The 20062-nt window shown below is 75.3% G+C and carries 17 protein-coding genes; 10 read left to right on the top strand and 7 right to left on the bottom strand.

The features are described from left to right. Window positions 1-88: 88 nt before the first annotated feature. The 5 genes from CP974_RS11510 to CP974_RS11490 all read right to left on the bottom strand — a co-directional run bounded on the left by CP974_RS11510 (window position 89) and on the right by CP974_RS11490 (window position 4427). Window positions 89-463, bottom strand: coding sequence for a hypothetical protein (locus CP974_RS11510; protein ID WP_031134376.1), 375 nt, complete (start codon window positions 461-463; stop codon window positions 89-91). 101 nt (window positions 464-564) lie between these two features. Then, complete coding sequence (locus tag CP974_RS11505; protein WP_174887807.1) at window positions 565-1002, bottom strand: roadblock/LC7 domain-containing protein; 438 nt, start codon at window positions 1000-1002, stop codon at window positions 565-567. Between the two features lie 39 nt (window positions 1003-1041). After that, on the bottom strand, window positions 1042-2049 hold the full coding sequence (locus CP974_RS11500) for a hypothetical protein (RefSeq protein WP_223844612.1): 1008 nt from the start codon (window positions 2047-2049) through the stop codon (window positions 1042-1044). Further along, complete coding sequence (locus tag CP974_RS11495; protein WP_031137324.1) at window positions 2049-2543, bottom strand: hypothetical protein; 495 nt, start codon at window positions 2541-2543, stop codon at window positions 2049-2051. Before CP974_RS11495 ends, CP974_RS11500 begins: the two co-directional genes overlap by 1 nt. 552 nt (window positions 2544-3095) lie before the next feature. Next, window positions 3096-4427 (bottom strand): type III PLP-dependent enzyme domain-containing protein, encoded by a 1332-nt coding sequence (locus CP974_RS11490; protein ID WP_031131180.1) that lies wholly within the window; start codon window positions 4425-4427, stop codon window positions 3096-3098. A 141-nt stretch (window positions 4428-4568) separates the two neighbouring features. Between CP974_RS11490 and hutU the strand changes: the two genes are divergently transcribed. The 5 genes from hutU to CP974_RS11460 all read left to right on the top strand — a co-directional run bounded on the left by hutU (window position 4569) and on the right by CP974_RS11460 (window position 10821). After that, window positions 4569-6227, top strand: a complete 1659-nt coding sequence (gene hutU, locus CP974_RS11485; protein WP_031131182.1) for a urocanate hydratase — start codon at window positions 4569-4571, stop codon at window positions 6225-6227. 50 nt (window positions 6228-6277) lie between these two features. Then, window positions 6278-7480, top strand: coding sequence for an allantoate amidohydrolase (locus CP974_RS11480; protein ID WP_031131184.1), 1203 nt, complete (start codon window positions 6278-6280; stop codon window positions 7478-7480). Beyond that, the gene (locus tag CP974_RS11475; RefSeq protein WP_031131186.1) at window positions 7471-8817 is read left to right on the top strand and encodes a formimidoylglutamate deiminase; all 1347 of its coding nucleotides are present in this window, start codon (window positions 7471-7473) and stop codon (window positions 8815-8817) included. The genes CP974_RS11480 and CP974_RS11475 overlap by 10 nt, the downstream gene beginning before the upstream one ends. Window positions 8818-8846: 29 nt before the next feature. Continuing rightward, window positions 8847-10106, top strand: coding sequence for an imidazolonepropionase (gene hutI / locus CP974_RS11470; protein WP_031131188.1), 1260 nt, complete (start codon window positions 8847-8849; stop codon window positions 10104-10106). 508 nt (window positions 10107-10614) lie between these two features. After that, the gene (locus CP974_RS11460) at window positions 10615-10821 is read left to right on the top strand and encodes a DUF4287 domain-containing protein (protein ID WP_031131190.1); all 207 of its coding nucleotides are present in this window, start codon (window positions 10615-10617) and stop codon (window positions 10819-10821) included. A gap of 110 nt (window positions 10822-10931) precedes the next feature. On the opposite strand, the gene CP974_RS11455 is transcribed toward CP974_RS11460, so the two are convergent. Continuing rightward, on the bottom strand, window positions 10932-11831 hold the full coding sequence (locus CP974_RS11455; RefSeq protein WP_031131192.1) for an RNA polymerase sigma factor SigF: 900 nt from the start codon (window positions 11829-11831) through the stop codon (window positions 10932-10934). 254 nt (window positions 11832-12085) lie between these two features. Here CP974_RS11455 and CP974_RS11450 point away from each other — a divergent pair, with 254 nt between their 5' ends. The 3 genes from CP974_RS11450 (at window position 12086) to CP974_RS11440 (ending at window position 14841) form a co-directional block, all read left to right on the top strand. Beyond that, window positions 12086-12454: an STAS domain-containing protein gene (locus tag CP974_RS11450; protein WP_031131194.1), complete on the top strand. Its 369-nt coding sequence runs from the start codon at window positions 12086-12088 to the stop codon at window positions 12452-12454. 200 nt (window positions 12455-12654) lie between these two features. Then, window positions 12655-13179 carry an ATP-binding protein gene (locus CP974_RS11445; protein WP_031131196.1) on the top strand — a complete coding sequence of 175 codons (525 nt, stop codon included), beginning with the start codon at window positions 12655-12657 and terminating at the stop codon, window positions 13177-13179. A gap of 162 nt (window positions 13180-13341) precedes the next feature. Next, the gene (locus CP974_RS11440; RefSeq protein ID WP_373366027.1) at window positions 13342-14841 is read left to right on the top strand and encodes a sugar transferase; all 1500 of its coding nucleotides are present in this window, start codon (window positions 13342-13344) and stop codon (window positions 14839-14841) included. 11 nt (window positions 14842-14852) lie between these two features. On the opposite strand, the gene CP974_RS11435 is transcribed toward CP974_RS11440, so the two are convergent. After that, complete coding sequence (locus tag CP974_RS11435) at window positions 14853-15863, bottom strand: GDP-L-fucose synthase family protein (protein WP_031131201.1); 1011 nt, start codon at window positions 15861-15863, stop codon at window positions 14853-14855. A gap of 122 nt (window positions 15864-15985) precedes the next feature. Here CP974_RS11435 and gmd point away from each other — a divergent pair, with 122 nt between their 5' ends. Further along, window positions 15986-16999 carry a GDP-mannose 4,6-dehydratase gene (gene gmd, locus CP974_RS11430; RefSeq protein WP_031131203.1) on the top strand — a complete coding sequence of 338 codons (1014 nt, stop codon included), beginning with the start codon at window positions 15986-15988 and terminating at the stop codon, window positions 16997-16999. Window positions 17000-17287: 288 nt separating this feature from the next. Beyond that, the gene (locus tag CP974_RS11425) at window positions 17288-19999 is read left to right on the top strand and encodes a CBM96 family carbohydrate-binding protein (RefSeq protein ID WP_031131205.1); all 2712 of its coding nucleotides are present in this window, start codon (window positions 17288-17290) and stop codon (window positions 19997-19999) included. Window positions 20000-20062: the final 63 nt, after the last annotated feature.

Here is a 20062-nt window from a genome sequence, read left to right as displayed (position 1 = left end):
GGTGTCGGGGGCGGGTGACCGGTGCCGGGGGCGGCGCCCGCGGCCGGTGCGCGGGGCGCGGGGCGCCGCGGGGCGGCCGGTGGGCGGGTCAGACCTCCAGTTCGCTCTCGATCTTCTTCAGCTGGTGGCGGGCCATCGCCAGGTTCGCCCGCTTCTTGTCGAGCGCGAGGTACAGGAAGAGGCCGTTGGCGCCGCGCCCCTTGAGCAGCCGGATCAGGTGGTACTGGCTGCCCAGAGTGATCAGGATGTCCTCGATCTCCTCGTGCAGGCCCAGCATCTCCATGGTGCGGACCTTGGCGCGCACCACGTCGGTGTTGCCCGCGGCGGCGACCGTGAGGTCGAGGTCGTTGCCGCCGCCGACGGTGCCGAGCGCCATGCCGCTGGTGTAGTCGACGAGCGCCGCGCCGATCGCTCCGTCGATCGCCGTGGTGGCTTCCTTGAGGGCTGTCTCCGCGTTGGCCATGAACGCGCACTTCCTTTCGTTGGGTGACGGGATGGCGTGTGGGGTGGTCGAGGGGTGGTGCGGGGAGGGGGAACTCCGGCCGGGGGCCGGACGCGGCGGGGCTACGGACCGAGGTCGGGGCGCTCCAGGGCGCCGTCCACCAGCTCCGCGATGCGCGCTCCGGAGCGGCGGCCCTCCAGGTGGAGCCGGCCGACGTTGACGCGGGGCTCGGCCAGCAGTGTCAGCACCGCCGCGCCGCCCGCCGCGTACGTCGCCACGTAGCCGTGCTCGCCGCGCACCAGCAGCTCCCGGAACGCGCCGCGCCCGGTCGCGTCGGTGAGCCGCAGCGCGACGCCCAGCGCGGCGGCCGTCAGGGCGGCGACGCCCTCCGGTTCGGCGTCCCCGGTGTCCTGGGCGAGGACCAGCCCGTCGACGCTGGCCGCCAGGGCTCCGGTGAGCTGCGGGACCCGCGCGCGGAGCCGGCGCAGCTCGCCGAGCACGTACGGTTCGGCCGTCATCATCTGTCTCCTCTCGGCGCGCTGCCGCAGGGCGCGCCTCATGACGCGGGCCTCATGAGGGCAGGGGGGTGGAGCGGGTGGTCACAGGCGTGCCTCCAGGGCGTCACGGACTCGGCGGAGCAGGGCGATGTCGGGGAGGTCGGCCGCCGTGAGGAGGGCACCGCCCGGGGACAGGTGCGGTGCCCCGGCCGGCGGCGGGGCGCCCGGGGGGAGGGGCGGTGCGCCGGGCGGCGGGGAGGCGGACGCGGGGCCGCCGCCCGGCGCGGGGTGCGGCGGCGGGGCGGGGCCCGGCGGGGCGGCGGGTCCGGGAGGGAGGGCCGTGTCCGGCGGGGTGGCCGGTAGGGGCGGGAGGTCTGCGACCGGTGGGGGTACGGGGCCTGACGGGTGGGCGGGGCCGGGCGGGGTGAGGGGGCCTGACGGGTGGGTGGGGCTGGGCGGGCGGAGAGGACCGGGTGGGACGGCGGGGGTCGGTGGGAGGACGGGGGTCTCGACCAGGCCGGCCGCGGCGAGGCGGCGTATCTCCAGGACCGTGTGGAAGGCCGGGCGGCCCAGCACCCAGGCGAGCTGCGCCGGGGTGCGGGTGCCGTCGGCGCGGGCCAGCAGGGCGCGGCCCCGCGCGGTGACCGTCTGGCCGGGCGCGGCCGGGCGGGGGACGACGGGGGCCGCGTCGAGCGCGGGGTACGGCCAGACGCTGTCGAGCAGTTCGCGGCGGCGCAGCGTCTCGCGCTCCAGCGCGGCGGCCGGCACGGGGCGCCCCGCACCGGCGTGGCGGGGGGTGGCCCCGTACCGGAAGCGGGCCGGGCTCCGGCCGGGGGCCAGGGCGAAGAACGCGGCGTCGAAGAGGGCGCCCAGACGGCAGATCTCGCGCTCGCCCTCGCCGATGCGGGCGGGGCCGCCGGAGCGGGACCGGGCGGCGGACCGGCGGTCGCTGCCCCCGGCCAGCAGGATCTCCAGGCCGGGCGCGACCGGGCTCTCGGCGTGCACGACCGCGCCGTCGACCAGGTAGAGCGTGCCGTGGTCGCGTACGAGGGCGCCGGTCGCCCGGTCGGCGGCGAGGCGCCGGAGCATGGGGGAGACGACGGCGCCCATCACAGCACCAGCCGTTCGGCGAGGTCCCGGAGCCTTAATCGGGCGAGGGCCAGGTTGCCGGTGGCGCGGTCGAGCCAGAGGTGCAGGAAGAGGCTGCTGTCGAAGTTGGTGGTGACGAAGCGGAGCACGTGGTAGCCGGTGCGGGTGGTGACGATGAGGTCCTCGACGGGGGCGGCCCCCTCCTCGTCGTCCGGTCGATCGGCCGCGCCGCCCGGCGCGCCCCCGCCGCCGCGGGGGCCGGGTGCTCCGTGAGCCGCGGGCGCTCCGTGTGCCCCGGGCGCCGGGCCCGGAGGACCGGGCGCGGGGCCGAACGACTCGTACTCGGCCGCCGCGCGCGCCAGTTCGGCCGCCTCGGCGGCGCTCGTCTCGTGGTCGCCGACCGGGGACTCCCCGGCGGTGCCCAGGGCGAGCCCGCTCGTCCAGTCGACGAGGGCCGCGCCGCGCGCACCCGGCAGGGTCATCGCTTCCAGCAGGCACTCGTCGATTCCGGGCACGCGGGTTCCCCTCCCATGGCGCTGTGGCGGCGACCTCGGTAGCGGAGAGGTTACGCAACGTCCCGCCCCTGGGCGGGACTTCTGGCATTTTCCCGTGGAACGTGCCCTGGGCGCGGTAAGGTCCGCCGCCTTACCCGACCGATCCGCCCCGAGGCAGGTGGGCGCCCCGCGCCCCGCCCCGCCCCGCCGCGGGTGGGCGCCCCGCGCCCCGCCCCGCCCCGCCCCGCCGCAGGGTGGGCAACCCCCGCGCCGCCCCGGCTCCGTTCCGGTGCGGCCCGCCCCGCGCCCGCCCTGCCCCGCCCGGTGCGCCTGCCCCCCTGGTGCGCCCGCACCGCGCCGCCCCGGCTCCGTTCCGCCGCGCCCCGACCCACGTCCCCCGCGCCGGTGCGCCCGCCCGGTGGCACCGCCACGGTGCGCCCGCCCCGCGCCGCCGGCCGCGCCCGCCCCGCCCCGCGCCCGCCCCGCCCCGGTGCGGCCCCGGCGCAGGGCCGCCCGCCGCCCGGCCCGCGCTTGGCCGTCCGCCCACGCCGGTGCCCCGGCCCGCCCGCGCGCCTACTCCCGTACGAGTGCGTCCCGCAGGTCCCCGCCCGCCTCGGCGACGATCTCCGCGACCGACTGCGGCGGCCGTACGGTGGCGAACCGCACCGAGCCGTCCGGCCGGGTCGTCCAGCCGTACACCCCCGGCCTGACCAGGGAGTTGTAGGCGTAGTGGTGGGCGAAGTAGTAGGCGCCGGTGTCCAGCGCCGCGACCACGTCGCCCGGCTCCAGGAGCGGCAGCGGCCGGGCGGCGGCCAGCAGGTCGCCCGCGAAGCAGGCGGGCCCGGCCACGTCCTGGTCGACGGCCGGCCCGCCCTTGGGCCGTCCCTCCGCGTCGTACACGGCGATGCGCAGCGGCCAGGAGCCGGGGGCGTAGACGGTGCGGGCGGCGACCTGGACGCCGGCGTGCGTGACGGCGATGGGCCGCGCGCCGGTCGTCTTGGTGTACTCCACGCGGGCGAGGACCGTGCCGTGCCTGGCCAGCAGCGACCGGCCGAACTCGGTGACCAGCCCGTACCGCCCGTCGAACAGGCCGGGCACCTCGGCGGCGAGCAGCCGCGCGTACGCCTCGTACGTGGGCGTCTCCTCGTCGGAGGCGAAGTTCACCGGGAGGCCGCCGCCGATGTCGACGGTGTCGACCTGGCGCCGCCCGGCCGCCGCGTTGATCTCCTCGGCCAGCTCGTACACGGCGCGCACCCCGGCCGCCATGCGCGCGAGGGGGACGCCCTGCGAACCGGAGTGGGTGTGCAGGCGGGTGAGCCAGGGGCGGTCCAGGAAGGCCCGGACGATCCACGCGCGGGCGCCGGGGTCCCGCAGGCCGACGCCGAACTTGGAGGTGTCGGTGGCGGTGGACATGGCGTCGATGGAGCCGCCGCCCACCTGGGCGTTGACCCGCAGGCCGAGCGGCGGCGGGGCGGCCGCGGCGGGGACGAGCGCGTCGAGGCGGGCCAGCTCCTGCGGGTTGTCGGCGTTGACGGCGATCCCCAGGGCGAGGGCCTCGCGCAGTTCGGCGGCGGTCTTGGCGGGGGAGTCGAGGACGGTCAGGTGGGGCGGGACACCGGCCGCGCTGGCGAGGGCCAGCTCGCCGGGGCTCGCGACCTCGGCGCCGAGGCCCTCCTCGTACAGCAGGCGCAGCACGGGGACGAGCGGGGACGCCTTCACGGCGAAGGCGTGCAGCACGGGCGCGTCGGTGACGGCGGCGAAGGCGGCGCGGAGGGCGGCGGCGGAGGCGCGGACGCCCTCGGTGTCGAGGAGGGCGGCCACGGGCCGGTCGGGGGAGAGCAGGGACTGGGACACGGCCGCGCGGACGGCCCGGTCGCGGCGGTGGGGTGCCGGGGCGGAAGCCATGTCCCCCAGCCAAACATCCCGCCGCGCGCCCGCGCACCTGTTGACTACAACTATTCACTCCAGCAGGATGTGAATAGCTGGTCTCACAGTAGTGGCCCGCGGCGCAGTGGCCGCGGGCCGGGCATCCGAGGAGGCACCCCCATGTCAGGACCCCGCCCCGTACGGGCCCCGCGCGGTACGGAACTGAGCGCCCTGGGATGGCAGCAGGAGGCAGCCCTGCGGATGCTGCAGAACAACCTGGACCCCGAGGTCGCCGAGCACCCCGACAAGCTCGTCGTCTACGGCGGCACCGGCAAGGCCGCCCGCGACTGGCGCTCCTTCGACGCCATGGTCCGCACCCTGCGCACCCTGAAGCAGGACGAGACGATGCTCGTCCAGTCCGGCCGCCCGGTCGGCGTGATGCAGACCCACGAGTGGGCCCCGCGCGTCCTGATCGCCAACTCCAACCTGGTCGGCGACTGGGCGAACTGGGAGGAGTTCCGCCGCCTGGAGGCCCTCGGCCTCACCATGTACGGGCAGATGACCGCCGGATCGTGGATCTACATCGGCACCCAGGGCATCCTCCAGGGCACCTACGAGACGTTCGCCGCCGTCGCCGCCAAGAAGTTCGGCGGCACGCTGGCCGGGACGATCACCCTCACCGCCGGCCTCGGCGGCATGGGCGGCGCCCAGCCGCTCGCCGTCACGATGAACGACGGCGTCGCCCTCTGCGTCGACTGCGACCCGCGCGCCATCGAGCGCCGCATCGAGCACCGCTACCTGGACGTGCGGGCCGACTCCCTCGACCACGCCCTGAAGCTCGCCACCGAGGCCCGCGACGCCCGCCGGCCCCTGTCCATCGGCGTCCTCGGCAACGCCGCCGAAGCGCTCCCGCGGCTCCTCGCGATGGGCGCGCCCATCGACATCGTCACCGACCAGACCTCCGCCCACGACCCGCTCGCCTACCTGCCGGTCGGCGTCGCGTTCGAGGACATGGCGGACGCGGCGGCCAAGGACCCGGCCGGCTTCACCACGCGCGCCCGCGAGTCGATGGCGCGGCACGTCGAGGCGATGGTCGGCTTCATGGACGCCGGCGCCGAGGTCTTCGACTACGGCAACTCCATCCGCGGCGAGGCGAAGCTCGCCGGGTACGACCGGGCCTTCGCCTTCCCCGGCTTCGTCCCCGCCTACATCCGCCCGCTGTTCTGCGAGGGCAAGGGCCCCTTCCGCTGGGCGGCCCTGTCCGGCGAGGCGTCCGACATCGCGAAGACCGACAAGGCGATCCTGGAGCTGTTCCCGGAGAACGAGTCGCTGGCCCGCTGGATCCGGATGGCCGGCGAGCGCGTCCACTTCCAGGGCCTGCCCGCCCGCATCTGCTGGCTCGGCTACGGCGAGCGCGACCGCGCCGGCGAGCGCTTCAACGACATGGTGGCCTCCGGCGAACTGGCCGCCCCGCTCGCCATCGGCCGCGACCACCTCGACTGCGGCTCCGTCGCCTCCCCGTACCGGGAGACCGAGGCCATGCTCGACGGCTCCGACGCCATCGCGGACTGGCCGCTGCTCAACGCCATGGTCAACGTCGCCTCCGGCGCCTCCTGGGTCTCCCTCCACCACGGCGGCGGCGTCGGCATGGGCCGCTCCCTCCACGCCGGCCAGGTCACCGTCGCCGACGGCACCCCGCTCGCCGGCGAGAAGATCCGCCGCGTCCTGACCAACGACCCCGGCATGGGCGTCATCCGGCACGTGGACGCCGGATACGACCGCGCCGACGAGGTCGCCGCCGAGCGGGGCGTCCGCGTCCCGATGCGGGAGGACGCGTGACCCCGTCGTCCGAGCGGCGGCAGCCGGTGCCCGGCCCGTCCTTCCCCACCATGTGGAAGGAGCTGGCCGGCATCGGCCGCGACCCCGCCTCCGGCGGCTACCGCCGCTACGCCTGGACGGGCGCCGACACCGAGTGCCGCGCCTGGTTCCGCGAGCAGGCCGAGTCGCGGGGGCTCGCCTACGAGACCGACCGCAACGGCAACCAGTGGGCCTGGCTCGGCGACCCGGACGGCACCGACGCCGTCGTCACCGGCTCCCACCTGGACTCCGTCCCGGACGGCGGCGCCTTCGACGGGCCGCTCGGCGTCGTGTCCTCCTTCGCCGCCGTCGACGAACTCCTCCGGCGGGGCGCCGCCCCCACCCGGCCGCTCGCCGTCGTCAACTTCGGCGACGAGGAGGGCGCCCGCTTCGGCCTCGCCTGCGTCGGCTCCCGCCTCTCGGCCGGGCAGCTCACCCGGGACGCCGCGTACGCGCTGCGCGACGGCGACGGCGTCGCCCTGCCGGACGCCATGGAGGCCGCCGGACACGACCCGTCCGCCATCGGCCCCGACCCCGGGCGCCTGGCCCGGATCGGCGCGTTCGTGGAGCTCCACGTCGAGCAGGGCCGCGCCCTCGACCTGACCGGCGACCCGGTCGGCGTCGCCTCCGCGATCTGGCCGCACGGCCGCTGGCGGTACGACTTCCGGGGCGAGGCCAACCACGCGGGCACCACCCGGCTCGCGGACCGCCGCGACCCGATGCTCCCCTACGCCGAGACCGTCCTCGCCGCCCGCCGCGCCGCGGAGCTGGCGGGCGCCGTCGCCACCTTCGGCAAGGTCGCCGTCGAACCGAACGGCGTCAACGCCATCCCGTCCCTCGTGCGCGGCTGGCTCGACTCGCGCGCCGCCGACCAGGCGACGCTCGACACCGTCACGGCCGCCGTGGAGGCCGCCGCGCGGGAGGCCGCCGACCGGCAGGGCGTCGACCTCGCCGTCGTACGCGAGTCGTTCACCCCGGTCGTCGAGTTCGCCCACGCCCTGCGCGACGAGCTCGGGCGGATCCTCGACCGGGGCGGCGAGCGCCCCGTCCCCGTCCTGGGCACGGGCGCCGGGCACGACGCGGGCATCCTCTCCGCCTCCGTGCCCACCGCGATGCTGTTCGTCCGCAACCCCACGGGCGTCTCGCACTCCCCGGCCGAGTCCGCCACCGAGGACGACTGCGTCGCGGGCGTGCGCGCCCTCGCCGACGTACTGGAGGGACTGGCATGCCGATGACCGCCGCCTACTGGCTGGAGCACGCCTGGCTGGACGGCGCCGTCGCCTCCGGCGTCGCCCTGGACACGGCGGACGGCCGGATCACCGCCGTCCGCCCCGGCACGCCCGCCCCGCCGCCCGGCGCGACCCCCCTGCGCGGGCTGACGCTCCCCGGCCTGGCCAACGCCCACAGCCACGCCTTCCACCGGGCCCTGCGCGGCCACGTCCAGGCCGAGCGGGGCACCTTCTGGACGTGGCGGGAGACGATGTACCAGGTCGCCTCCCGGCTCACCCCCGACACCTACCGCGCCCTGGCCACCGCCGTGTACGCGGAGATGGCCCTCGCCGGCATCACGGCCGTCGGCGAGTTCCACTACCTGCACCACGCCCCCGGCGGCGCCCCCTACGCCGATCCCAACGCCATGGGCGAGGCGCTGATCGCCGCCGCCGCCGACGCGGGCGTCCGCATCACCCTCCTCGACACCGCCTACCTCTCCTCCGGCTTCGGCGCGCCCCCCGAGGAGCACCAGCTCCGCTTCTCCGACGGCACCGCCGACGCCTGGGCCGAACGCGTCTCGGCGCTGAAGGACACCGCCGACTCCGCGGTCCGCGTCGGCGCGGCCGTCCACTCCGTGCGCGCCGTCCCCGCCGACCAGCTCGCCACCGTCGCCGCCTGGGCGCGCGACCGGGCGGCGCCCCTGCACGTCCACCTCTCCGAACAGCCCGCCGAGAACGAGGCGTGCCTCGCCGCCCACGGCCGCACCCCCGCCCGGCTCCTCGCCGACCACGGCGTCCTCGGCGCACGGACCACCGCCGTCCACGCCACCCACCTCACCGACGAGGACGTCGCCCTCCTCGGCGGCTCCGCCACCGGCACCTGCATGTGCCCCACCACGGAACGCGACCTCGCCGACGGCATCGGCCCCGCCGCGGCCCTCCAGCGGGCCGGCAGCCCCCTGTCCCTCGGCTCCGACAGCCACGCCGTGATCGACCTCCTGGAGGAGGCGCGCGCCATGGAGCTGGACGAGCGGCTGCGCACCCGCACCCGCGGCAACTGGACGGCCGCCGCGCTGCTGCGCGCGGCCACCGCCGACGGGCACGCCGCCCTGGGCAGGCCCGACGCGGGCCGGCTGGAGGCGGGCGCGCTCGCCGACTTCACGACGATCGCGCTCGACACCGTCAGGACGGCCGGACCGCCACCGCGTCTGGCAGCCGAGACGGCCGTATTCGCCGCGTCGGCCGCGGACGTGCGCCACACCGTCGTGGGCGGCCGCCATGTCGTACGGGACGGAGCCCACGCCCTCGTCCCCGACGTGCCGCGGGCGCTGCGGGACGCCGTCGCCGCCCTGCACGACTGACGACCCGCCCGAAGGAGAGCTCCCGCACCATGAACAGCGGCAACGACCCCGCGAACAGCGCCCCCGCGACCGCGGGCCCCGACACGACGAACAGCGCCGTCGCCCCGGCGGCCACCGCGGCCACGCTCATCACCAACATCGCCGGTCTGGTCACCAACGACCCCTCCCTCGGTGACGGATCCCCCCTCGGACTGATCCAGGACGCGGCGCTCGTCATCGAGGGCGACCGCGTCGTCTGGACCGGTGAATCCAGCAAAGCACCCGCCACTGACAACCGGGTCGACGCCGGCGGCCGGGCCGTGATCCCCGGCTTCGTCGACTCCCACTCCCACCTCGTCTTCGCCGGCGACCGCACCGCCGAGTTCAACGCCCGCATGTCCGGCCGGGCCTACGAGGCCGGCGGCATCCGCACGACCGTCGCCGCGACCCGCGCCGCCACCGACGCCGAACTGGAGGCGAACCTCACCCGCTACCTGCGCGAGGCGCTCCGCCAGGGCACCACCACCTTCGAGACCAAGTCCGGCTACGGGCTGACCGTCGAGGACGAGGCGCGGGCGCTGCGCATCGCCGCCCGGCACACCGAGGAGGTCACCTACCTCGGCGCGCACATCGTCTCCCCCGACTACGCGGACGACCCGGCCGCCTACGTGGACCTGGTCACCGGCCCGATGCTGGACGCCTGTGCGCCGCACGCCCGGTGGATCGACGTCTTCTGCGAGAAGGGCGCCTTCGACGGCGACCAGGCCCGCGCGATCCTCACCGCGGGCAAGGCCCGCGGACTGCTCCCGCGCGTCCACGCCAACCAGCTCTCGTACGGCCCCGGCGTGCGGCTCGCGGTGGAGCTGGACGCGGCCAGCGCCGACCACTGCACCCACCTGACGGACGCCGACGTGGACGCCCTGGCGAGCGGCTCGACCGTGGCGACGCTGCTGCCGGGCGCGGAGTTCTCCACGCGCGCGCGGTGGCCCGACGCGCGCCGCCTGCTGGACGCGGGCGTGACGGTGGCCCTGTCCACGGACTGCAACCCCGGCTCGTCGTTCACCTCGTCCATGCCCTTCTGCGTCGCCCTCGCGGTGCGGGACATGGGCATGACGCCCGACGAGGCGCTGTGGTCCGCCACGGCGGGCGGCGCGGCGGCCCTGCGCCGCACCGACGTCGGCCGCCTCACCCCCGGCGCCCGCGCCGACCTGGCCCTCCTGGACGCCCCGTCCCACGTCCACCTCGCCTACCGCCCCGGCGTCCCGCTCGTCGCCCGGGTCTGGCGCGGGGGCGTAGCGTCGGACGGGTGACCCCGCGCCTTCCGTACGTCCGCTTCCAGTCGCCCGCCCGGCACCCCGGGGCCACCACCCGGGGGTGTTCGCCCTGGCCAACGCACTGGCGAGGGAGGGACGGCGCTCCGTCGACGAGCACCTGCTCTGGCGCGCGTCGAACGACTGGTACGACGCGAACCACCCGAACCCGTCGGACACCGACCCCTCCGTCTACGACCCGGACGTGAACCCGGGAGCGGTGGCCTGGTTCAGGTCGCGACGGCGAGCCACCTCATCGCGCGCGTCGACGGCTGTCTGGCGCTCCTCGCGGCCCATGGCGTCCCCTGCGTACGCGTCGAGACGTCCGATCCGGGCCGCATCGTCTACGAGGACCGGTTCCAGGTCGTCGCGGTGCCGGCCGGACCGCCACCGGGGCGGGCGCGCGTGTGACGGGCATCACAGTGGGTCGCCGGTGAGATCCGGGGGCGGGCGGGGTCCCACCTCACGGCAGCGCACCACGGCGCGCCCCGGCAGGGAGGACCAGAACATGACCCAGCAGGCGAAGGGCCCCGCGAGCTACTTCCCGTCCATCGAGAAGAAGTACGGGCGGCCCGTCGCGGAGTGGAAGGAGCTCATCCGCACCTCCCCGCTCACCCGGCACATGGAGCTGGTCGCCTGGCTCAAGACCGAGCACGGCCTGGGCCACGGCCACGCCAACGCCCTCGTCGCCCACACCCTCGCCGAGCGCGCCTGAACCCGAGGGCCCGGCCCCGGTGCGGGGGCGGGCCCTCGGGCGAGGGGTGCGGGGCGCGCGGACGGCCCGCGCGGGGCGCGGGCGCACCGTGCCGGGGGCGTGCGCCGGGGTCACTCCTCCAGGGTGAGGCCCTTGCGCAGCTTCGCCAGCGTGCGGGACAGCAGGCGCGAGACGTGCATCTGCGAGATGTTCAGCTCCTCGCCGATCTGCGACTGGGTGAGCCCGGCCACGAAGCGGAGGGACAGGATCTCGCGGTCCCGCGCGGGGAGCGACGCGATGAGCGGCTTGAGGGACTCGATGTACTCGATGCCCTCCAGCCCGTGGTCCTCGTAGCCGATCCGGTCGGCGAGGGCGCCCTCGGTGTCGTCCTCCTCGGGCTGGGCGTCCAGGGAGCTGGCGGTGTAGGCGTTGCTCGCCGCCATGCCCTCGACGACCTCCTCCCGGCTGATGCCGAGCCGCTCGGCCAGCTCGGCGACGGTCGGGGAGCGGTCCAGCTCCTGGGCGAGCTCGTCACCGGCCTTCGCCAGTTCCAGCCGCAGCTCCTGGAGGCGCCGGGGAACGCGCACCGACCAGGACGTGTCGCGGAAGAAGCGCTTGATCTCGCCGATGATCGTCGGCATCGCGAAGGTCGGGAACTCGACCTCGCGGCTCAGCTCGAAGCGGTCGATCGCCTTGATCAGGCCGATGGTGCCGACCTGGATGATGTCCTCCATCGGCTCGCTGCGCGTGCGGAAGCGGGAGGCGGCGAACTTGACGAGGGCGAGGTTGAGCTCGACCAGGGTGTTGCGGACGTACGCGTGCTCCGGGGTGCCCTCGTCGAGGGTCTCCAGCCGGGCGAACAGCGTCTTGGAGAGCGCTCGCGCGTCGACGGCCTCCACCTGCGCGTAGGGCGGGATCTCGGGGAGGTCCGGAAGGTCCAGGGGGTCCGGGGAGCCGGACGGATCGATCGGGTGGAACGGTGTTGCCGACGCCGCGTCGCGGGTACGCGTCTCGTCGAGCCGGGGTGACATGGTCGTCCTCCATCGTTCTCGGCATATGGCCGCCGATGCCCATGCGTGGGATTGCGGTGTGCGGCGCCTCCAAAGCCGGCCGTGTCGGTGGGTTGCCCTACTAGCCCTATCGGGTCGGGCGGTGTCGGTGCAAGTGGCCGGTGTGATTGCCATTTTCCCCGTATATACCGTTTTCGGCGACCTCCGACTACCGGCGGAAAGCGATTCGTCGTAGGGTGCATCCGACCCAACGGCATCGGCGAAGAGGGACGGGAATGGGCCGCGAGACAGTCGGCAGCGCGAACCAGGGCCGGCTCCATGTCGGGGTCCGGACGGAAGGCGCCAGCGAGATCCTGACCCCGGCGGGTGAGCTCGATCACCACACGGCGGAGTTGTTGCGCGAACCGCTCGAGGCGGCGGTCGCCCGGGGCCGGACACGGCTCGTGGTCGACTGCTCGCAGCTCGAGTTCTGCGACTCGACCGGGCTGAACGTACTCCTCGGCGCACGGCTCAAGGCGGAGGAGTCCGGCGGGGTGGTCCACCTCGCCGCGATGCGCCCCGCCGTGGCGCGGGTCTTCGAGATCACCGGGGCGGGCGTGGTCTTCGAGATCCACGACTCCCTGGAGGCCGCCCTCGGCGGGTAGGCCGCCGGTGGCGGCACCCGCGGCGTGTGGACGCCGCGGTCCGGACGCGGGCGATCCGAGTGGTGTCGCCCGGGGACGGGCGGGCAGAAGAAGCCAGAAGGCTCCCGGAGCGGGTGGCCGGAGGGCCCGGCACTGCCAAGAAAGACGATGACGTACGTCGACGCAATGACGACCTGGTGAATCGGTGAGGTGACGCGCTGATGGGTGCCACCCGGCAGCAACCGCCGAGCGGCCTCGGCCCCGAGCCGGACCGCCCGGCCAGCCCCTCCGCGCGGCCCGTGGCACCCGACGGCGCGCCCGACGGGCGGGGGGCGCACCGCGAGACGCGCCGCCTCACGCTGAACGGCGCCAGCGGCATCGTCCCGCTCGCCCGCGACTTCACCCGGCAGGCGCTCTACGACTGGGGCTGGCTCCCCGCCGCCTCGGCCGACCGGCGCGCCGCCGCCGAGGACGTGCTGCTGGTCGTCTCCGAGCTGGTGACCAACGCCTGCCTGCACGCCGAGGGTCCCGAGGAGCTGCGGGTCACCCTGCACGACAAGGTGCTCCGCCTGGAGGTGGAGGACCGCGGCGCCGGAGAGCCCGCCCCCCGCACGCCCCACCGCGCCGGCCGCCCCGGCGGGCACGGCATGTTCATCGTGCAGCGGCTCTGCCTGGACTGGGGCGTCGCGAGGAACGCCGAGGCGCCGGGGAAGACCGTATGGGCGGAGCTGGCCGCGCCCGCGTAAGCGACCGACCGGAAACGGTGCGTATACGAAAGCTTACGAAAGGCCGTGTTCTGCGCGGCGCCCGCGTGGCGTAGTGTGCCCTCGCGTGAAGGAAATGTGTGAACCGCCGAACCGACCACGGCGGGGAGCACGGTTTTCCAGGCCTGGGGGGGCGTGCGAACTTTGGGTGACACCTCGATCCACGACGCTCGTACGACACGTCTGACATCCGATCGCGGCGCCGCCGGCCGGCGCCGCACCGCGGCGGGCCGCCGGGCCAAGCCGCGCTGGTACCTGCCGGCCGTCCTCGGCTCCGACGCCGCCGTGACCGCCGTCTCCGTCGCCCTGGTCCTCGACCGGGCCCAGCAGCCGCACCCGCTGCGCGCCGCCGCCGTCGCCACCGCCGCGTGGCTCGCCGTGCGGACGGCGCGCCACCGCTACCGCGCCGGCGAGCTCGGCGAGTCGCGCGGGGCGCTGCCCGTGCTGCACGACTGGCTCATCCTGGTGGCGGCGCTCGCCGTGCTGAGCGTCGCCACCGCCCGCACCCCGCAGCCGTACGCGGCCCTGGCGGCGCTCCTGCCCTCGCTGGTGGCGGCGGTCGTGTGCCGGCGACGGCTGCACCGCCACCTCACCGCCGCGCGGCGCGCCGCCGAGGCCGTCGACCGGGTCCTCGTCGTCGGCGAGCCCGGCGCCCTGGACGCGGCCGTGCGGCGGCTCGCCGCGCGCACCGACCACCCGTACGCGGTCGTCGGCACCGTCGCCGTCACCGACGGCCCCGACGCGGCCGGCGCACTGGCGGGCGGGGCGGCCGGCGCGGGGGTGCTCGACCCGCGGCCGGACGACCGCGCCGCGTGGCACCGCCTGGTGGACGCCGCCCGCCGCCACGGCGCCGAACTGGTCCTCGTCGCGCCCGGCTCCCGGCTCACCGGGGACCGGCTGCGGGAGCTGTGCTGGGCGCTGCACGACGCCGGACTGGACGTGGCGCTCACACCCGGCCTGGTGGAGACGTCCGTGAAGCGGCTGACGGTCGCCTCCGTCGCCGGGCTGACCGTGCTGCGCGTCGAGCCGCCGCTCGGCGGGGGCGCGCAGACCGCGCTGAAGACCGCCGTCGACCGCTGCGGCGCCGCCCTCGGGCTGCTGGCGCTGTCGCCGCTGCTGCTCCTGCTCGTCCTGCTGATACGGCTGGACTCGCCCGGCCCCGCGTTCTACCGGCAGGTGCGGGTCGGCCGCGACCGGGAGACGTTCACCATGTGGAAGTTCCGCAGCATGGTCACCGACGCCGACGTCCGCAAGGACGACCTGGCCGCGCGCAACGAGTGCGACGGACTGATGTTCAAGATGCGCCGCGACCCGCGCGTGACGCGGGTGGGCCGCTTCCTGCGCCGCACCTCCCTGGACGAGCTGCCGCAGCTCCTGAACGTCCTGCGGGGTGACATGTCCCTGGTGGGACCGCGCCCGCCGCTGCCCGAGGAGGTCGCGGCGTACGACGCGACGGCGCTGCGCCGGCTGCGGGTGAAGCCCGGCATGACGGGGCTGTGGCAGGTGAGCGGCCGGTCCGACCTGTCCTGGGACGAAACGATCCAGCTGGACCTGCACTACGTCGACAACTGGTCGTTCAGCAGCGACCTGGACGTGATGAGCCGCACGCTCCGGGCCGTGGTCGACGGCCGCGGAGCGTACTGATGGCGCCCCCGTCAGGCGGGCGGGCCGCCGGCGCGGCCGCGGCCCCCTGCGGCGCCCTGGGCCAGCCACCACGCGTACGTGGCGGCGATGCCCTCCCGCAGCGGGACGCGGGGTGCCCAGCCCAACTCCGTCAGCCGCGAGGCGTCCAGCAGCTTGCGGGGCGTGCCGTCCGGCCTGGTGGTGTCCCAGGCGATCCGGCCGGTGAACCCGGTGACGTCCGCGACCGTCTCGGCCAGCTCCCGGATGGTCAGGTCCCGCCCGCAGCCGACGTTGACCGGCGCGTCCCCGTCGTAGCCGGCGAGCAGCGTCACGCAGGCGTCCGCCAGGTCGTCGACGTGCAGGAACTCCCGGCGCGGGGTGCCCGAGCCCCACAGGGTCACCTCGTCGGCGCCGGCCTCGCGCGCCTCGTGGAAGCGGCGCACCAGGGCGGGCAGGACGTGCGAGGTCTCCAGGTCGAAGTTGTCGCCCGGCCCGTAGAGGTTCGTCGGCATCGCCGAGATGTACGCCGCGCCGAACTGCCGCCGGTAGGACTGGACCTGGCAGATCCCGGCGATCTTCGCCAGGGCGTACGGCTCGTTCGTGGGCTCCAGCGGGCCGGTCAGCAGCGCGTCCTCGCGGATGGGCTGCGGGGCGTGCTTGGGGTAGATGCACGACGAGCCGAGGAACAGCAGCCGCGGCACACCGGCCGCGTGGGCGCCCGCGATGACGCTGAGCTGGATGCGCAGGTTGTCCTCCAGGAACGGCACGGGCTGCGTGCTGTTCGCGAGGATGCCGCCGACCTTGGCGGCCGCCAGGACCACGGCGTCAGGCCGTACGCCCGCGAGGAACGCGCCGGTGGCGGCGGCGTCCCGCAGGTCGAGCGAGGCGCGGTCGCGGGTGATCACCTCGTGGCCGTCGGCGGTCAGCCGGCGGACCATCGCGGACCCCACGAGGCCGCGGTGGCCCGCGACGAATATCCGGGCCGCGGACGGCAGGTACGACGACGGGGCGGGGGGCGGCACGGCCGCCTGCGAGTCGGTCATGAGCCGGATCATGCCAGGATCGGCGGCGCGACCCGTGCCCGTCGCCCGCATCGGCCGGGACAGGACAAGAGCGGAACGGGGACGGAGCCGGCGCCCGGCTCCTCCGGGAGGGGAAGCCACGCATGAGCAAGACCGCACTGATCACGGGGGTCACCGGGCAGGACGGCTCGTACCTGTCCGAGCTGCTGCTGTCGAAGGGGTACACGGTGCACGGGCTCGTGCGCCGCTCGTCCAGCTTCAACACGGAGCGGATCGACCACATCTACCAGGGCCCGCAGGAGTCCGGCCGGTCCTTCCTGCTCCACCACGCCGACCTGACCGACGGGGTGGCGCTGGTGAACCTGCTGCGCGGGATACGGCCCGACGAGGTGTACAACCTGGGCGCCCAGTCCCATGTGCGGGTCTCCTTCGACGCGCCGCTCTACACCGGTGACGCCACCGGCCTCGGCGCGCTGCGGCTGCTGGAGGCGGTCCGCGCGTCCGGCATCGACACCCGCGTCTACCAGGCGTCGTCGTCGGAGATGTTCGGCGCGACCCCGCCCCCGCAGAACGAGCGGACCCCGTTCCACCCGCGCAGCCCGTACGGCGTCGCCAAGGTGTACGGCTACTGGGCGACGGTCAACTACCGCGAGGCGTACGGGATGTACGCCGTCAACGGCATCCTGTTCAACCACGAGTCGCCGCGCCGCGGCGAGACCTTCGTGACCCGCAAGATCACCCGGGCGGTCGCCCGGATCAAGGCGGGCCTCCAGAGCGAGCTGTACCTCGGCAACCTCGACGCGGTCCGCGACTGGGGGTACGCCCCCGAGTACGTCGACGCCATGTGGCGGATGCTCCAGCGCGACGAGCCCACCGACTACGTCGTCGCCACGGGCGTCCCGGCGACCGTGCGGCAGTTCCTGGAGACGGCGTTCGGCCACGCGGACCTCGACTGGCGGGAGTACGTCCGCCACGACGCCAAGTACGAGCGGCCCAGCGAGGTGGACGCCCTGATCGGCGACGCCAGCAAGGCGGAGGAACTGCTCGGCTGGAAGCCGGAGGTGCGGGTGGACGAGCTGGCCCGGATCATGGTCGACGCCGACATCCGCCGCGTCCAGGACGAACTGGCCGGGGCCACCGTGCGCGTGGACCGCTGACGTCCGCGCGGCCCGGCCCCGGCCGACGGCGCCCGCCCGGGGCGTCCCGCGCCGCGCGCGCGGGTCGCCGCCGGGGGCCCGGCCGGCGCGTGCGCCGCCGCCGTGCGCGCGGAGCGTCTCACCGCGCGCACCGGCCCGGCCACTGGCCGGGATTTTCCCCGGAGTTGGCCAGAAATGAGACAAGAGCCGCTACTCTTCGGCTCATTCACACTTTTGGGCGTGTCACCAGGCGCCCGTAGCCGCGCCGACCAGCGCTCACGGCGTCAAGACGTCCGTCTTGGGGGGTACATGAAGAGATCCAGAGGGCTGTCCGCCGCCCTCGCCCTGACCCTGGCGGCCGGCCTCGGGGCGGTCGCCGCCCCGCAGGCCGCCGCGCTCACACCGCCCGTCGCCTTCACCGCCGACAACCTGCCCACCTGGCAGACCAACGGCATCGTCTGGGCGATGGCCCAGGCCGACGGCGTGGTCTTCGCGGGCGGCACGTTCTCCGCCGTACGGCCGCCCGAGGGCGGCTCCGGGACCGAGCAGCAGGCGCTCAACTTCGTCGCGCTGGACGCGGCGACCGGCGCGCCCACCGACTGCCGGCTGTCCTTCACGGTCTCGTCCGGCACCGCCACCGTGCGGGCCCTCGCGGTCTCGCCGGACCGGCGGACCCTGTACGCGGGCGGCTACTTCGGCGCCGTCAACGGCAAGCCCGTCTCCAGCGCCGCCGCCATCGACATCGCCACCTGCACCCCGAAGGACGGCTTCCACGCGGCCTTCCCGGCCACCGTGCGGGCGCTCGCCGTCACCGACGACACGGTGTACGCGGGCGGCGACTTCGGCACGGTCAACGGCCAGACCCGGCAGCGGTACGCCGCCGTCGACGCCACGACGGGCGCCCTGCGGCCGTTCCGCACGGACGTCGACGAGCCGGGCCGCGCCATCGAGATCAGCCCCGACGGGCGGCACGCCCTGATCGGCGGCGACTTCTTCACCGTCAACGGCGCCTCCTCGCACGCCCTCGCCGTGGTCGACGCGACGACCGGGGCGAACGTCAGGACGTACCCGAACTTCATCATGAACAGCTCGGTCGTCAAGGACATCGACACCGACGCGACCGGCTTCTACACGGCCAACGAGGGCACCGGCGGCTTCGACGGCCGGATCGCCCTGGAGCTGAGCACGCTCGACGAGCGCTGGCGGGACACCTGCCTGGGCGCGACGCAGGCCGTCGAGTCGCACAAGGGCGTGCTGTACAGCGCCTCGCACGCGCACGACTGCGGGCTCGTCGGCGAGTTCCCCGACGGCCGCCGCTACCACTTCCTGGCCCAGCCCACCACGTCCGTCGGCAAGCTGGGCTGGTTCCCGGACACCAACGACGGCATCGGCGAGGGCATCGGCCCGCGCGTGATGACGATCGCCGCCAAGGACGGCGTCGAGTACCTGTGGTCCGGCGGCGAGTTCACCACCGTCAACGGCGCCCCCGCCCAGGGCCTCACCCGCTTCGCCTCCACCGGCGACACCGGCCGGCCCACCGTGCCGGTCGCCAGCGCGGCGAGCGTGAAGCCGGGCGAGATCCACGTCCGCTGGCGCACCAGCCTCGACCTGGACGACAGCCGCCTCACCTACCGCGTGTACCGGGACGGCGCCGCCGCCCCGATCGCCACCGTCACCGCCGACTCGCTGCCCTGGCACCGGCCCCAGGCGTCCTTCACCGACAAGGGCCTGAGCCCCGGCAGCACCCACACCTACCGGATCACCGCCACGGACGGCGCCGGCAACGTCAGCGGCCTGTCCGCCACGGTCAGCGCCACGGCCGCGGTCTCCGCCCAGCCGTACGCCTCCCAGGTCGTCGCCGACGGCGCCACGCTGTACTGGCGCTACGACGACACGGTCACCCCGTACACCGCGGACACCTCCAACGGCGACACCAGCGGCCTCCAGTCGGGCGCGCCCGCCCAGGGCCAGCCGGGCGCCGTCGCGGACGGCAGCTCGTCGTTCGGCTTCGACGGCACGGACGCCAAGGTGTACAGCGACCGGCGGGTCACCGTCGGCGACGCGTACACGATCGAGACGTGGTTCAAGACGACCACCAGCCGCGGCGGCAAGCTCATCGGCTTCGGCAACAACACCACGCGCAACAGCGGCCGCTACGACAAGCACATCTACATGAACAACTGGGGCCAGCTGTACTTCGGCGCCTACGACGGCGGGACCCGCTACCTCAACACGCTGACCAGGTACAACGACGGCAAGTGGCACCACGTCGTCGGTACGCAGGGCCCCTCCGGGATGACCCTGTACGTGGACGGCAAGCGCGTCGGCGGCAACTCCTACTCCGGGCACGAGCGGTACGCCGGGTACTGGCACATCGGCGGCGACGCCGTCGGCAACTGGCCGTCCCGCCCGTCGAGCAACTACTTCGCCGGGCAGCTCGACGAGACCGCCGTCTACCCGACCGCGCTCACCGCCACCCAGGTCGCGAACCACTACGCCCGCGCCTCCCAGCAGGGCGACACGGTCACCACCGTCACCCCGGCCGCCGACACGTACGTCAACGGCGCCTCGACCGGCACCAACTACGGCACGGGCACCTCCCTGGCCGTGCGCGGCAGCGCCGCCTACGAGACGTACCTGCGCTTCACGCTGCCCGCCGCGCCCGCCGGGACCCGGCTGAGCGGCGCCGCGCTGGAGGTCCGCACCGACTCCTCGTCCACCGCCGGGTCCACCGACCCGGTGCTGGTCCGGCCGATCACCGGCGCCTGGACGGAGACCGGGGTCACGTACGCGACGAAGCCGGCGCTCGGCAGCGGCGTCGTGGGCACGCTCACCCCGCCGGCCGGCCCGAGCTCCGGGGCGTCCGTCCAGCTCGACCGGACCGCCGTCGCCGCCGCGCTGGGCGGCGACTACGACCTGGCGCTCACCGGCGAGGGCACCGACGCCCTGTGGCTGTGGTCCAGGGAGGCCCCCGCCTCGGGCGGCACCCCGAAGCTGGTCCTCACCTTCTCGCCGCTGTAGCGGGCACCGCGAGGGGGCGGTGCCCGCCCGGGCGCCGCCCCCTCGCCGTACCGACCGATCAGG

This window comes from Streptomyces fradiae ATCC 10745 = DSM 40063 (assembly GCF_008704425.1).
Classification (GTDB): domain Bacteria; phylum Actinomycetota; class Actinomycetes; order Streptomycetales; family Streptomycetaceae; genus Streptomyces; species Streptomyces fradiae.
The sequence above is the reverse complement of the archived record's forward strand: the minus strand, read 5'-3'. Positions and strand labels throughout refer to the sequence as shown.

Excerpts from the sequence above, each read along its gene's own strand:
- CP974_RS11510 (WP_031134376.1), bottom strand. The coding sequence starts at position 463 with ATGGCCAACGCGGAGACAGCCCTCAAGGAAGCCACCACGGCGATCGAC.
- CP974_RS11505 (WP_174887807.1), bottom strand. The coding sequence starts at position 1,002 with ATGAGGCGCGCCCTGCGGCAGCGCGCCGAGAGGAGACAGATGATGACG.
- CP974_RS11500 (WP_223844612.1), bottom strand. The coding sequence starts at position 2,049 with ATGGGCGCCGTCGTCTCCCCCATGCTCCGGCGCCTCGCCGCCGACCGG.
- CP974_RS11490 (WP_031131180.1), bottom strand. The coding sequence starts at position 4,427 with ATGGCTTCCGCCCCGGCACCCCACCGCCGCGACCGGGCCGTCCGCGCG.
- hutU (WP_031131182.1), top strand. The coding sequence starts at position 4,569 with ATGTCAGGACCCCGCCCCGTACGGGCCCCGCGCGGTACGGAACTGAGC.
- CP974_RS11480 (WP_031131184.1), top strand. The coding sequence starts at position 6,278 with ATGTGGAAGGAGCTGGCCGGCATCGGCCGCGACCCCGCCTCCGGCGGC.
- CP974_RS11475 (WP_031131186.1), top strand. The coding sequence starts at position 7,471 with ATGCCGATGACCGCCGCCTACTGGCTGGAGCACGCCTGGCTGGACGGC.
- hutI (WP_031131188.1), top strand. The coding sequence starts at position 8,847 with ATGAACAGCGGCAACGACCCCGCGAACAGCGCCCCCGCGACCGCGGGC.
- CP974_RS11460 (WP_031131190.1), top strand. The coding sequence starts at position 10,615 with ATGACCCAGCAGGCGAAGGGCCCCGCGAGCTACTTCCCGTCCATCGAG.
- CP974_RS11455 (WP_031131192.1), bottom strand. The coding sequence starts at position 11,831 with ATGTCACCCCGGCTCGACGAGACGCGTACCCGCGACGCGGCGTCGGCA.
- CP974_RS11450 (WP_031131194.1), top strand. The coding sequence starts at position 12,086 with ATGGGCCGCGAGACAGTCGGCAGCGCGAACCAGGGCCGGCTCCATGTC.
- CP974_RS11445 (WP_031131196.1), top strand. The coding sequence starts at position 12,655 with ATGGGTGCCACCCGGCAGCAACCGCCGAGCGGCCTCGGCCCCGAGCCG.
- CP974_RS11435 (WP_031131201.1), bottom strand. The coding sequence starts at position 15,863 with ATGACCGACTCGCAGGCGGCCGTGCCGCCCCCCGCCCCGTCGTCGTAC.
- gmd (WP_031131203.1), top strand. The coding sequence starts at position 15,986 with ATGAGCAAGACCGCACTGATCACGGGGGTCACCGGGCAGGACGGCTCG.
- CP974_RS11425 (WP_031131205.1), top strand. The coding sequence starts at position 17,288 with ATGAAGAGATCCAGAGGGCTGTCCGCCGCCCTCGCCCTGACCCTGGCG.